The organism is Streptomyces sp. ISL-98 (assembly GCF_018614055.1).
GTDB classification, from domain to species: domain Bacteria; phylum Actinomycetota; class Actinomycetes; order Streptomycetales; family Streptomycetaceae; genus Streptomyces; species Streptomyces spiramyceticus.
On record NZ_JAGGPB010000033.1, the window covers coordinates 24,777 to 38,012 of the forward strand.

Here is a 13,236-nt window from a genome sequence, read left to right on the forward strand (position 1 = left end):
CCCCGCCACAGCACGCCCCACCAGGACACTCGGCCCGCTTCACGCAGGCCGTCAAGACCCGACAACACCTTCGAGTGAACCTGCCCCGCCCCGGCCCCGGCACCTCGAAAACCTCCTCACCCTCGGGGCGAGGACTGCCATGACACCCGGGGGAGGACAACGCGTGGCAACCCTGACCCTCAACGGACTCAAGACACCGCTGCGCGGTCACCAGGACATGGCCGTGGACGCCATCGTCACCGGCTTCGCCGAAGGCGCCACCCGCGTCACCAGCACCATGGCCACCGGAACCGGCAAGACCCACGTAGGTCTCCACGCCGTACAAGAGACCGCGCCCCATGGCCGGGCTCTCGTCCTGGTCCCCTCGCAGGCCCTGCTGGAACAGACCGCGGCGCTCTGGCACAGGGAGGGACGCCCCGGCCGTTACCTGGGCGTCTGCTCGCCCGACGAGGCCCTCAGCCGTTCCCTGGCCAAGACGATGACGGTGCTCAACACGCCCGAGAGCCTCGCTCAGGTCGCCGCAGACGTCGACGGCCCTCTCAACGTGTTCTGCACCTACCAGTCGCTGTACAAAGTTGTCCAGGCACACGCCGATTACCACCTGCCGGACTGGGACGTCGTCGTCGCCGACGAGGCTCACCACACCGCAGGCCGCCTCGACAAAGCCTGGGGCGCCGTCCACGACAACGACGCGCTGCCCGCCCGCCATCGCCTCTACATGACCGCCACATTCCGCAAGTTCGACCGCCAAAGGGCTCCGAACGGCGGGTGCGATGTCGAAATCGCCTCCATGGACGACCAGAGCCTGTACGGGCCCGTCGTCTACCGCCTCTCCATGGCCGAAGCCATCCAGCAAGGCCTGCTTGCCGACTACCGCATCGCCGTCATCACGATCACCGACAAAGAGCTACGCCGCAGCCTGTGCGGCGGCGTCAACAGCTACACCGCCGAAGCACTGCGGGCCGCCGCCGCCCAGATCGCTCTCCTGGTGGCCCAGCAGCGCTATGACCTCAGGCGCACCCTGACCTTCCACCCCTGCATCGCGGCCGCCGAAGCCTGCGCCGAAACACTGCCGCAGACCGCCGCCCGCATGCCCGGCTATGACCCGTCGCGGCTCCAGGTCAACACCGTCAACTCCAAACAGAACTCCTTCGTCCGCTACCAGAACTACTCCGCCTTTCGCAACGCCCGGCTCTCCACCCACCCAGCCGACACCCAGCCGCGCCGGGCAGTCCTGACCAACTGCCGCTGCTGCGCCGAAGGCATCGACATCCCCGCCATCGACTCCCTGCTGTTCGCCCACCCCAAGACCAGCACCATCGACATCGTCCAGGCCGTCGGCCGCACCCTGCGCCAGACCCCCGGCGACGGCAAGATCTCCACCATCATCATCCCCGTCTACACCGCACCGGGAGAGGACATCGGGCACGCCACCCGGCGCACCCGATTCCACCTGATCTATCAAGTCCTCATCGAACTCAGCGTCTATGACGAGCACGTCTTCCAGCGCGTCGAATACCTCAACGGGGACGGCGAACCCACCGAGCCCGAACTCGCAGCCCACCCCATCCGCGTCGACGAGATCCTCGCCGTCCTGGGCCTCAACCACGTCGATGCCCCCAACCAGGTCTGGGAGATGGGCTTCGAACAGGCCCAGCGCCACCACACCGAACACGGCAACCTCGACGTCGCCAGCCGACACATGACCTCCGACCGCTTCTACCTGGGCTGGTGGATCGGCCAGCAGCGCTCCCTACGCGCCAACCGCATGCTCCTGCCCGACCGCATCAAACGCCTGACCGCACTCGGCATGACCTGGCAGCACCCGCCCCGCAGCATCGAATACAAACTCGACATCGCCCGCGACTACACCGCCCAGCACGGCCACCTCGCGCCCCGCACCAACGAACACCACGCAGGCATTCCCCTGGGCCGGTGGGTCGCCGACCGGCGCCGAGAAGCCCACCAACGCACTCTCCCGTACTGCTACCACCAGGCCCTCAACGACATTTACCCCTGGTGGGCCGCCAGATGGAAAGAAGAGTGGAAACGCACCTACGCGAAGGCCCTCAAGGCCGCCCGACGCGGCGACCTCACCCTTCCCGACCTCAGCCCCGACAGCGACGACCGCCCCCTCACCCGCTGGCTCGACGACCAGATCGACCGTCTGGGCACCCTCACCGAAACCCAGCACAACCTGCTCGGCGCCCTCCCCTTCGACCACCCCCTGGCCCTCCTACTGCGCCGGCCCCGAGGCGCATCCGCCTGGGCCTTCGCCCGCGGCCTCCGCGCCGCCCGCACCTTCTGGCGCTACCACCAGCACCTCAACGTCCCCCGCAACTACTCGTGCACCGTCGACTGCTACCCCCTCGACCTGGGCCGCTGGATCAGAGAACGGCGCCACGCCCCCGCCCAGCTCACCCGCGAACAACTGGACGCTCTGCAAGCCCTCGACATGCGATGGACCTGACCGATCCGCCGTCCGCCAGCCCGCCCCCGAGCCCCGGCCCCCCTGGTCAATGACGTGCGTGAATCTACGGAGATCGGCCCCGCTGCGAGGAGGGGGCGGCGCCAACGGGCCGATCGGGGGCCGAACCGCCCCTGTGCGTTGGCAGCCTGAGCGGGATGGCCACGGGCTCAGCGGGGCCTTCACTGGGGCGACCGGCTTGCGTGTCCGCAGCACGACGGGCAGCCGCCCGGCCGCAGTCTTTGCCGGCCTGTACCGCCGCACTGACCTGCTGCTGAAAGCCCCCGGCGCGGTCCGGCCCGGCACCACCGTCGTCCGGCACCGAGGCGCAGCCCCTCAACGGTTTACTCTCTGCTGGAGCGACACGTCGGCCACTGCCCCCGCGCGCGTGTCCCCAATGACGGGCGGCGGAGGCGACCGCTGCCCACGATGTCACCGGAATGATGTGAATGCCCCGGCAGCACGCGGAGTTGCACACCAAGGAGAGCCGAGCGCCATGCGAGGGCTGCACTGCGCGGCGTGACGGAAACGCGGAGAGGAACCACGAAGGTGAATACCGTACGGGTCCGGGTGTGGCAGTTCCGGGTGCAGGGGCCGATGGTGGCCGTCACGGAGGTCGGGCAGGGCGTTCTGCCGGTGGGACTGGCTCGGCTCATCCACATCAACGCGCTCGCCTGCGACCTGAACCGCGTCCTCGACTACCGGACCAAGCAGCTCGAGGTCCGCCTCCTTGCCAGTTATCTCGATGCTCCCGGGACGGGCGGTCCGCTCCAGGTCGACCACCGGGCGTTCGTGGCGAGTTCGCGGCACATCCGAGGCTTCGTCACCGAGAGCTCAGGCCTGGGCATGCTGACAGCGGCGAGTGAGGCGCTGTTCGCCTGGGACAGCACCGCGCATGCGCTGCACAGTTTCGATGCCCTGCCCGGCCGCATGCTGACGGACTACCGGGCCGTCGGCATCCGCCCGGACTTGCTGTTTCATCTGCCCGGCGGCCGCATTGCGGGGGAGGCCCGGGGCCGGCACCGCCGCCCTAAGGCACTCCTGCCGAAGGAGCCGCTCTCCGAGCAGAAGAGCCGGCTGCAGGAACTTGCCCTGTGGTCCGCCTCCCACCACGACCACGCCTATTTCATGAGCTGGGTCTGGATCGGCCGCTCCGGCGTCGCCGTGGACATCTTCCTTCCCCAGGACGGACGCTGGGACAGCGCGCTGGACCCCCGCTGGCAGAGACATGGCGAAGGGCGTCAGTGGCACTTCCCCGTGCGGGAGCAGCAGCGCAGACCACCAGCGCGTCCCCCCAGGCAGGAACCAGACGGTGACACGGGGCCGCTGCTCGACAGCCTGCCCGGCATGCACACACTGCCCACCACGGGCCCGCTTCAGGCGGTGTCCCGCGCGCAGCCTGCGCCCGACCCGCAGGAGCAGGCCGCACACATGGCGCAGCGGCTGTACGACACTGCCCCCGAAGCCGATGCGGAACTGGCGGGTATTCCCGTCCGCGGCACCTGGGTGCCCGCCGACGCGCTGGGGTCCGCCCGGCACGAGGTGTTGCTGGCCGTCCTGGGCGAGCAGCCCCCACGCCAGGTCGGTGTGCGGGAACGCCTGGCGCGGGCCGAAGGCCGCTTCGATGCCTGCCTCGACGGGCGGCTGCTCACCGTCGTGCGATCTGCCGCTGCGCCGCCACCGCGCTGGCAGGACCTGGAAGAGGTACTGCTGAGCTCTGCGTGAGGCACGCCGGCACCCAGTCCTGTCCGGTGACGGCTGGGCTGGGGGGTCACCTGCCGAAGGAGGAGCCTTTGGTGGGGGAGGCGTGCGGCGGTTGCTGCCCTGTGTGTGCGGGTTGGTGGCGTCACCGGGCGGCGAGTCGGCAGCCGCTGCCCGCGACGGGGTCTGCGCTATGCCGAACCGGGCATAGGCAGCGCACGACGCAGACGGTCCACGATCTCTCGCCACTGGCGGGCCTGTTCCCAGGACGGGAACCACGCCTCTGCCCTGGCACGGTCCAGGCTGGTGAATTCCTCCAGCCCGGCCGCCAGATCCGAGCCGTCGGCGACACCCTTGCGGGCCACGGCATGCACCTGCTGCGCAAGATGGTGCAGTCGGTGCGCGGCGCGGTAGTAGGCGACCTGCTCCTGGTTCAAGCGACGTATCGCATACCCGCCGCACTTGCTGCACGGGTCGAAGTCCTTGCTGCCCATCAGTTCCTCGAGGGTCACCAGGTCGTCGTCGCGGCCCACGCCGTGCTCCGGGCGCCGGTGGGCGCAGCCCGGGGAGTGAGCCCGGCCCTGATACTGGCCAGCCGCGTCGGAGGTGTACACCTGCACCTGGGCGAGCACACCCAGCGGCAGACCTGTCCCGCGCGGCCATCCGGTGTCGGTGTCGGGTTCGAAGGGGTGCAGGTCCAGCTGTTCCATGGCCAGCAGACCGTGCCAGACCGCAGAGGCGAAGGGGCGGCGCGCAAGCCCCCGGTCGTCGTACCCGGCAGTTTCCAACTCGCGCAGGTCGGCCATGCCGCGCGCCAGGGCCAGCGACCGCAGTGCGTGGCCCACGTCTTGGCGTCCCGCGCACAGCCGCACCAGCAGCCTTTCACCTTGCGCCACACCCAGACTGGCACCGAACGCCTCGTGATGCGGATCGTAGATGCGCTCGGGCCAGATCTCCCCGTCTTCCGGCGCGTCCTGGCCGGGAATGGCGGGCCGGGTGTCGAAGAGGGCGTCGGGCAGGTCACTGGCGCCCGCGATGATGACGCCCTGCCATCCCGCGGCGCAGCGCTGATCCAGGACGCTCAGTGCCACGACCTCGAGGCCGGCGTCGACGGAGAAGACGACGTACAGCTGCTCCGCGTCCCGCATCGCGGCGCGCAGCGCACGCAGGTGGGTGCGGGTGACCGGGCGCCTGCCGCGGACCGGAGTGTCGTCGAACACCCCCGGCTCAAAAGGCAGTTCAGCCACAGGAGAGGGCTTTGCCGCTGTCTCGGGCGTCGGTTCGGTCCCGGCAGCCTCCATCTCGCTGTAGGAGAGCCCGTGATGCTGCGTCAGCAGGCGTGCGGCCACCGGTTCTGATACCCGCACGGTGATGACGGACTGCGGCTGCCAGGCGGCGTCGACCATGTACACGGCGAGGACACCCAGCTCCCACTCATCCAGCCGGTCAAGGAGCGACCTGCGGGAGTCGCGTTCCGTCGCCGCGTCGTGCGGAAGACGCGCGAACAGGACCCGTTCGCCGTACTGTCCGCCGGCCGCCGACTGGGCACGAGTTTCCCATTCGGCCAGTACGGCCCGCACGCGCTCGAGCATCTGATCGCGCCCCTTGCGGCGGCTGCCCATCCCGTCTGCCAGATGGTGGACGAGATAGCCCTGTTCCCGCGGAGGATCCCAGCTGTCCTCGACCGTCCTTTGCCACCGCCGCCACAGCGACAACAGCTGCTTCTTCACCTCGGCAGGAGCGCCCAGCGGGGCGAACGCCGCGTCGTCGGCGGGGACATCCGGCTCCGGCATGGCGGCTGCCGCGGCCGCCCCCAGCAGCGCATCCTCCGTGACCAGCAGCCGGGCCTGGACCTGCACGGCGCGCAGCCGTTCGGCCTTCAGTTGCAGCGCAGCTTCGGCCCAGGACCTCAACCACGGGAACAGCCCCAGCTGCTGGTGCGCACGGTGCATGCTCGCCAGCGCGCCGCGCCATTCACGAAACACCGCCTCGCGCACACGCCGAGCCTCTTGCAACTCCTCCCACGCGGCGTCCTCGTTGTCTTCGTCCTCCTCCGCCTCCTGCGCAGCGGTGTCCGCCGGGGCACCGGGAGCAGGCCGGTGGAGCAGGGTGGCCGCCTGCCGGACCTCTTCGTCACTGAAGGCGTCCTCGTCCGCGTCACGGAAGCTGTCCAGCTCGTACAGCAAGCCCAGCCCGGTCAGCGTGTCCAGGAAGACGGCCAGACCCGTCCCGGGCCGCGCCCAGGACCCGTATGCCCCGCACTGCGGGCACATCCGGGCGACCACCGAGGCATCCAGCTGCACCTCCCGGCCGGTGGTGCGGGCGGAGCGCAGGTAGGAACACGAGGAAGTGGCGTGCAGTTTGGCCTGCTTGCTCTGGGTGGACCACACGGTGATGGGCGAGCCCTCGAACGGGCCGAGCGGCACATCCGGTGTCAGCGGACCGTAGATCATGCAAACCTCCCCGTTGACCGGCTTTGAAGCCTAGCCGCGGGCACTGACAGCGGCGGGCGGCCGCGGTCAACTGGCCTGAACGCACTGGCCGGAGGGCCGGTGCCGGTGACGCGAGCCCGGGACGAGGCCTCGCCTCATCTCTGCCGCTCACGGTCCCCAAGGGTCCGTGAGATCCGTGGTGAGGAAGACCGCGAGCAACCGGCGGAGCCCGGTGTCACGGCCATGCGGGAGATTGAACATCTCGAGGACCTGGACTCAGACGAGCTGCTGTGAGTTCTCGATGTGACGGTCCCTCACTTTTGCTCTTCAGCTGGCGCTTTGCGCCTGAAGCGAGAATGATCTTGACCATTCGAGAATGGCTCATGAGGTGCGATTATCACTCTCTGCTCTTCGTTGGCTTGAGGTCGGTATCGCTCTGACCTGGTATCCCGGCAAGAAGCGGGAATCCTGGTCGTGTTGCGAGAATCGTTATGGATCTTCTTGCTGTCTTACTGGTCAGGGCGGTGGGGCCCGCCATATCGGCCGCCTCGACAGGGCAGTCAGCCCCTGGTGTCTCGACCGTTGCAGCGGCCCTTGAGGAGGGCTAACCCTGGTGTTCTTGTATCCGTGAGGCTTGGGATTCATCGGCCAGGACCGACCGCGTCCTTCGCGTGGTGGGGGCGATCGGCCCCAGTTGGAACGGGTAGTTGTTTCGTGGCCGGGGCCCGCGAGGCCGTCCAGGAGGCCTCAACAGCGCGAATTGACCGCCCACCGGTGATGCGTCAGTTGTGCAGCTGTCGCGCGGTTGCCGGGGGAGTGATTCCGGCGTGGCGTGCGCCTGCCCAGTCCGTGCCAGGTGTATAGCAGGATCATCGCTCGGGCGACCCGTCCGCGTGTAGGTGAGGCCGGGTGAGTGAAGTTGAGCGGGGCATACGAAGAGCTGGCGCAGACCGGCCAACTTGGCAGACTGAGCCTTGAGTTGCTGCGTCAGGTGGGCCGTCAAGTCACCCGGAGCCAGGGGTTTCCACCCCCTGAGGGGTATTCCCGATGGGACGATGATGCTGTCGATGAACTCCTCACCCGGATGCTGGACCGGAAGGGAGCCGGCGGCCGGTTCATCACGTCGTGCTTCCTCAAGGCGGTCGACGACAGATCCCTCGAAAAGTTGTTCTTCACCACGGTCAGGAACTTCCTTATCGATGAGGCCAAGATGACGGACCGGGGCAAGCTCCGGCGCCGGTTCGCCCGGCGCCTTCAGGAGGACGACCGCTTCCTCAAGGTCACAGGTCCCTCGCCCCGGTGGGCACTGGCCGCCGGTACGCGAGGTCAGGTATGGCAGGGCGATCTTGACACGCTGGTCAGGGCAGCCTGGGAGGTCCGCGGCGTATGGATCACTGCGTGGAACCACTCCGGCCCTACCCCAGTGGAGACGGTCCAGGCACTGATGACAGTGCTCACCGCCGTCCTTGAGGCTGCCGGAGGAGCGGTCCGCGAAGAGGACCTGGCCCGCGTCCTTGAGGCCCGGTTTGACCTCCTCGCTCCGCCCGAGTACACCACCCTGTACGCGGACGACGGTGCATTGATCGATCCCACCGTCGCGGCCGCGGATCTCGGCTCGGTTGCGGACAGAGACCCGGTGTTCGCCGATGTCCGGGCCGAGTGGATCTGGCAGGCGCTTTCCCCGCAAGAGCGGATTCTCCTGTCCTACCTGGAGGACAGTCCGGCCGCAGCAGCCGGGATCTTGCAGAGCGGGCCCAGACAGGCGGGCGCGATCATGGAAGCGATCAGGGAAAAACTCAGGCTCGCCCTGAGCGACGACAGCGACCAGGTAGCCGTGCTGGGTGCGCTACTGAACCGCGGAGGAGATCCCCCTGACGTCGGGTGAGTGACGTCGTTTGTCCATAGTGGAAGCAGACAGCCGCAAGGGAAGAAGGGGCCCGATGAGCCAGGCACCGAGCAGCGCATACGAGCGATTGCTGGCGGCAGCCGCCCAGCTGAAAGTCCCCGACGCGGTCCGCGAGGCCGCCCTCGCCACACCCGAAGATCCCCAGCCGGGCCAGATCTGGCGCGTGGCATGGGTAGACGTGGTCGAACTCGTGGCCATCACCTCGGTCAGCGATACCGCTGTGCACGCCGTCCCCGTATCGCTGGAGACCCACTTCCACGACGAGAAAACACTGCTGCTGCCCGCCGCAGCCACCACCGTCGAGCAACCGCTCGCGCTCTGGTACGGCCTGGGTGCCCGGCTGCCCTGGTGGGTCCTGGACCGGCAGGTCAGCCAGCTACCCGACTCCCTTAAGTCCCCGCAAGATGGGCCCCCCGGCAGCCGCCGGGGGAGCGCCATCGCCAGCCCAGCCGCACCGGCAGCCGAGTTCCGTGCGGCCCTCGCCGACGCACTGGAGCACTTTGCCGCAGCGTCTTGGACACCAGCTGGCAGCGGCGACCTGACAACCCTCCTGCGCAAACATAAGCTCGGCGCCCACGACCTGGTACGTCATCTGGACATCGAGCCTCCACGTGCCCTTGCGCTCCTGCGGGGGCAGACTCCGCTGACCCCGGACGAGGCCGCAATCCTGGGCCCTGTCATGGGCCAGACTCAGGACAGGGTCCTGGAGGCCAATCCCGAGCTCCCTGATCAGCTGGTCCACCAGCTCAGCCGCCCCGCCCGCCGCGCCCAGATCCGTCTGCTCGCCCACCGGAGCGGCACGAGTGAACAACAAGCCCGTCTGTCGGCCGCCTACGGAGCCTTCGGGCTGGCCGCACGGCAGGACGGCGGAACAACCGACTGGTCGGGCCGTCTCGACCGTTTCTTCCACGTCCACCTCGACCAAGCTCCGGGCCGGTGAACTATCTGCGCCGCGCGGCGGCCCGCACCCAGGCGACGGCCATGCTCGGCATGCTGCACAAGCACCACGGTGATGCCGTTGACCGCCTTGCGGCTGGTGCACTGGCAGAACTGCAGCAGTGGACCAATCTTCAGGTCCGCGAAGTGCCTGACACCCAGGCCGGGCAAGGCTGTAGCGTGGCCGGCGCCTACTTCCCCGGCCCCCCGCCCGTCCTCGCCGTTGCCCGCTCCGTCAGCCTGGCCCGCCGGGACTTCACCGCCCTGCACGAACTCGGCCACCATCTCCAGCAGAACCACTTGACTCTCATAGATGCCCTCCTGGCCGAGCCCGATGGCGGAACCTCACTGGAAGACGCCGCGTGCGACGCCTTCGCCGCCGAGATCCTCCTGCCAGACACCCAGGTCGACCTGCACATGGGAACTGCCGGCCCCACGGCCGACGACGCCGTCGCCCTGTGGCATGCCAGTAACGCCTCCCGCATGGCCACCTGCGTCAAGGCCAGTGAACGACTGCCTGCCCCCGGCCATGTCTTCCTCCTTGATTCCCAAGGCCGCCTAGCCTTCACCGCATCTCATGGCCTGCCGCCGCTGCGCCGCGGCAGCAACCAGGCCGCCATCCCGGTCATCAGCACCGCGCTCGCTACCCACGGCCGCGCCCAAGGACAGACACGGCTGCGTTACCGGGACGGGATCCTCGGCGAGGAACTGCACATCCAGACCGTGCCGATGGGCGGTTACCTGCTGGCCATCGCTGTCACCGACCTCGCCCCGTGGAAACGGTTCGCACCCTCCAGCCGGGACACCGGACCGCGGGCTGTCGACTACACGTGTGCCCACTGCGGTGAAGACTTCGTCTCGTTCGCAGCCCCCTGCACCACATGCGAGGCCGCCCCCTGCCCTGAATGCGGCCGTTGCGACTGTGCCTCCCGGGTCGCCGAGCGCCAATGCCCTGGATGCTTCGTCCTGCACCCGGCAGCTATGTACACCGACGGCAGCGACCGCTGCCGCGACTGCGAATAGCCCCACCGCCACCTCCTGCACCCCTACCGGAGAGTTGTGTCGTCTGTCCCCTGTGAAGCGCCCGCACCGGCGCACCACAGCGGGATCCGGACGCCGGCACCGGGCACCACCGCCCCAGGCCGGCAGAGACGAGCACCACGCCACCATGCGCGACAGCACCAAATCCGCCTTCGAAACCTTCGACGAGGCACTCAACCTCGACCGCCGCGAGCGCGAGAGCGCCCAGGACCGCCACCGGACGATCAGCGAGCACCTGATCACCAGCCGTCTGGCGTCGAGCACCTTCCTGCAGGGCAGTTTCGCCCGCAAGACCATGCTCAAGCCGCTCAAGGACGTCGACATGATCATCCTCATGCACCCCGATCTGACGGCGAAGCTCCGCAAGCCCGGCGGCCCCGCCCACGCCATGAACCTGCTGCGCCAAGAGGTCGCCCAACTCTTCCCCGGCGCCCAGTTCGACGTGGAGGACAGCCCCGCCCACGCTCTTCAGGTCACCTTCCCCGACCTGGACTTCACCTTCGACCTCGTCCCCGCCCTGGACGAGGCCGGCCGAGAGGACGTCTTCATCGCCGACCGCGAGGAGGACACCTGGGAATGGTCCAACACCCGCACCCTGAACCGGACCATCAGCACCCGCAACCAGGCAACAGGCGGACGATTCGTCCACCAGGTCCGCATGCTCAAGTCGCTCAAGAAGAACCACCCGGTTCTCGACGAAATCTGCGGCCTGCTCTGGGAGGCGCTCGCCTACCAGACGATCACTGTAGCGATGGACCACTCCGAAGCCCTGGCCACCGTCATCGCCCACGCCGCTCAGGCCGTCACCGGCCCGATCGTCGACCCCACCGGTGTCGACGACCTCACGGCCAACTGGACCCCCGCCCAGCGCTCCGCCTACGTCACCGCCCTGGCGCCTGCCGCCCGCCAGGCTGCCGAGGCCCGCCGCCTGGAACAGGACGGCGACCACCCGGCCGCCATCGATATCTGGCACGACCTGATCGGCGACCCATTCCCCACCGCCCCCGCACAGACTGCCGACGCGGCCTTGCGCGCGCTGGCCGCCGGCAGCATCACCTCCACCGGCCGCGCCGTCACCTCCCTGCGCGCCCAGCAGCCCGCCCGCCCCTCCCGGTCATGGCGTACCTGCTGACCCGGGCGCTCGCCGACCCCGCCGCAGCCGCTCGCCACCTGCTCCACCACGACACCGTCTTCGGCGTGGAGCAGGCCAGCGGCCGCACCGGACCCGGCGGCGCCGCCCTCATCGAACTCACCCTCCGCCCCCTGCCCGCCCTGCAGAACGCCAAGTACCCCACCGAACGCATCCGCCTGATCATCCGGCCCGACACGACCGTCCACGCCTTCCCCCTCGGCGCCCCCGACCGCATCTTTAAACACCGCAACCCTCCACCCCTGCGCGACCTGTGCCTGCAGTACCCCGGCGACGACCCGGCCCTGCTCTGGCTTCCCGAGGACGGCCTCGAACCACTCGTCACCCTTATCCACCGCCACCTGATATACGAAGAGACGTGGCGCCGCACCGGTACCTGGCCCGCCGAAGACACTCCGCACGGACACCCCACACAGGGCGTCCACCCGCTGACTACTACTGAGATGCAACTGGAGGCACGGCGATGGACCCGGCAGCAATAACCACCCTTCTCGCCGCCTCACCAGCGCCCACACCCACTCCCGCAGGCACGCCGAGCACCCTCACCACCGTACTGATCCTCGCCCTCGGGTCCTCCGTCATCGCTGGCGCCCTCGCGCACATCCTGACCGGACTGCGCGCCGGCGCCACCGCACGACGCGACCGATACGCCACCGCTGTCCAACTACTCGTCGCCCGCACCGAATACCCGTACCGCGTCCGACGCCGCACCAGCGACGACCCCGAAACCCTCACCACTCTCACCACCACCGGACACGACCTCCAAGAACGCCTTGCCGAAGTACGTGCCTGGATCTCCGCCGAAAGCCCCCCGCTCAGCAAAGTCTTCGACCACTGCCTCACCAGCCTCGACACGCCCTTCAAGCAAGCCTGCGCCGACGCCTGGAACGCCCCACCCATCACAACCGCCGCCCAGATGAACCTCAACGGCTTCGGCCCCGGAAACCAGCACCACATCATCACTAAGATGGAACACGCCCTCGTCTACCGCTTCGGCATCCGGCGCCTGCTCCCCGCCTCCCTGCTTCTTCGTATCCTTCGGCGGCGCGGCCTCCTCCCCTAACATTGCGGCCTGTCATCGACGGGCGCTGCGCCGCCGTGCCGCCGCGCTGATGTTCAGCATGGTCATGTGGATCGACTACCCGGGTCGTACCTGGCGCGATGCCCGGCAGCGAGGCTGCCGCTGCTGAATGGGGCGGCATAGCGCCAGGGGGGCGTCGAGAAGCGAGCGGTTGGCTGGTTGACCGGCCAGCCGACGGGGTTGAGACCTGGCCAGGCCCGCAGGACGTCGAGGGGGCTTGCCGGTCAGCCTCCGATGTCGATGCTGGCGAGGAGTTCGGGAGTGATGTCTTCGATGTCTTCCTCGATGGCCGCGGTGGCTGCCTGGCAGATGAGCTGGGACAGCAGCGTGAGATAGCCGCCGACGCGCCCCGCCCACCGCTGAAGCAGCAGCAAATCAAGCTGGTGGGGGAGGGCTCCCGGACCAGTCGGATGACCGGCGACGGGGGTACCGCGTGCAGCGCCTGGTCCGGATCGACGGGTCGTGCGAGATCAAGGGCCGCGCCCACCCCGATGGGGTTGCCTGCCTGGTGCGCTTGGGGAC

10 protein-coding genes are annotated in these 13,236 nt (G+C 68.8%); 8 read left to right on the top strand and 2 right to left on the bottom strand.

What is annotated here, in order from left to right; genetic code table 11:
* Window positions 1-163: 163 nt before the first annotated feature.
* Both J7I98_RS22040 and J7I98_RS22045 read left to right on the top strand, forming a co-directional pair.
* Window positions 164-2,470 carry a Helicase associated domain protein gene (locus J7I98_RS22040; protein WP_308377888.1) on the top strand — a complete coding sequence of 769 codons (2,307 nt, stop codon included), beginning with the start codon at window positions 164-166 and terminating at the stop codon, window positions 2,468-2,470.
* Window positions 2,471-3,016: 546 nt separating this feature from the next.
* The gene (locus J7I98_RS22045; protein WP_214923158.1) at window positions 3,017-4,192 is read left to right on the top strand and encodes a hypothetical protein; all 1,176 of its coding nucleotides are present in this window, start codon (window positions 3,017-3,019) and stop codon (window positions 4,190-4,192) included.
* Between the two features lie 167 nt (window positions 4,193-4,359).
* Here the strand turns inward: J7I98_RS22045 and J7I98_RS22050 are convergent, their stop codons facing one another.
* Window positions 4,360-6,621 (bottom strand): hypothetical protein, encoded by a 2,262-nt coding sequence (locus tag J7I98_RS22050; protein ID WP_214923161.1) that lies wholly within the window; start codon window positions 6,619-6,621, stop codon window positions 4,360-4,362.
* Window positions 6,622-7,684: 1,063 nt separating this feature from the next.
* Here J7I98_RS22050 and J7I98_RS22055 point away from each other — a divergent pair.
* The 6 genes from J7I98_RS22055 (at window position 7,685) to J7I98_RS22080 (ending at window position 12,696) form a co-directional block, all read left to right on the top strand.
* Complete coding sequence (locus tag J7I98_RS22055) at window positions 7,685-8,485, top strand: hypothetical protein (protein ID WP_251021002.1); 801 nt, start codon at window positions 7,685-7,687, stop codon at window positions 8,483-8,485.
* 55 nt (window positions 8,486-8,540) lie between these two features.
* A complete protein-coding gene (locus J7I98_RS22060; protein ID WP_214923166.1) occupies window positions 8,541-9,446 on the top strand; it encodes a hypothetical protein in 906 nt (301 codons plus the stop codon).
* Entirely contained in the window at window positions 9,443-10,465 is a 1,023-nt protein-coding gene (locus J7I98_RS22065) for an ImmA/IrrE family metallo-endopeptidase (RefSeq protein ID WP_308377889.1), read from the top strand. Before J7I98_RS22060 ends, J7I98_RS22065 begins: the two co-directional genes overlap by 4 nt.
* A gap of 145 nt (window positions 10,466-10,610) precedes the next feature.
* Window positions 10,611-11,615: a nucleotidyltransferase gene (locus tag J7I98_RS22070; protein ID WP_214923169.1), complete on the top strand. Its 1,005-nt coding sequence runs from the start codon at window positions 10,611-10,613 to the stop codon at window positions 11,613-11,615.
* A complete protein-coding gene (locus J7I98_RS22075; RefSeq protein ID WP_214923181.1) occupies window positions 11,600-12,115 on the top strand; it encodes a hypothetical protein in 516 nt (171 codons plus the stop codon). Before J7I98_RS22070 ends, J7I98_RS22075 begins: the two co-directional genes overlap by 16 nt.
* The gene (locus J7I98_RS22080) at window positions 12,097-12,696 is read left to right on the top strand and encodes a hypothetical protein (protein WP_214923185.1); all 600 of its coding nucleotides are present in this window, start codon (window positions 12,097-12,099) and stop codon (window positions 12,694-12,696) included. Before J7I98_RS22075 ends, J7I98_RS22080 begins: the two co-directional genes overlap by 19 nt.
* 242 nt (window positions 12,697-12,938) lie before the next feature.
* On the opposite strand, the gene J7I98_RS22085 is transcribed toward J7I98_RS22080, so the two are convergent.
* Window positions 12,939-13,088 (bottom strand): hypothetical protein, encoded by a 150-nt coding sequence (locus J7I98_RS22085; RefSeq protein ID WP_214923188.1) that lies wholly within the window; start codon window positions 13,086-13,088, stop codon window positions 12,939-12,941.
* Between the last annotated feature and the right edge of the window lie 148 nt (window positions 13,089-13,236).

What these genes read in the sequence shown, in the direction of transcription:
- J7I98_RS22050 (WP_214923161.1), bottom strand. Translation starts at nt 6,621, where the DNA reads ATGATCTACGGTCCGCTGACACCGGATGTGCCGCTCGGCCCGTTCGAG.
- J7I98_RS22055 (WP_251021002.1), top strand. Translation starts at nt 7,685, where the DNA reads ATGCTGGACCGGAAGGGAGCCGGCGGCCGGTTCATCACGTCGTGCTTC.
- J7I98_RS22060 (WP_214923166.1), top strand. Translation starts at nt 8,541, where the DNA reads ATGAGCCAGGCACCGAGCAGCGCATACGAGCGATTGCTGGCGGCAGCC.
- J7I98_RS22070 (WP_214923169.1), top strand. Translation starts at nt 10,611, where the DNA reads ATGCGCGACAGCACCAAATCCGCCTTCGAAACCTTCGACGAGGCACTC.
- J7I98_RS22075 (WP_214923181.1), top strand. Translation starts at nt 11,600, where the DNA reads ATGGCGTACCTGCTGACCCGGGCGCTCGCCGACCCCGCCGCAGCCGCT.
- J7I98_RS22080 (WP_214923185.1), top strand. Translation starts at nt 12,097, where the DNA reads ATGGACCCGGCAGCAATAACCACCCTTCTCGCCGCCTCACCAGCGCCC.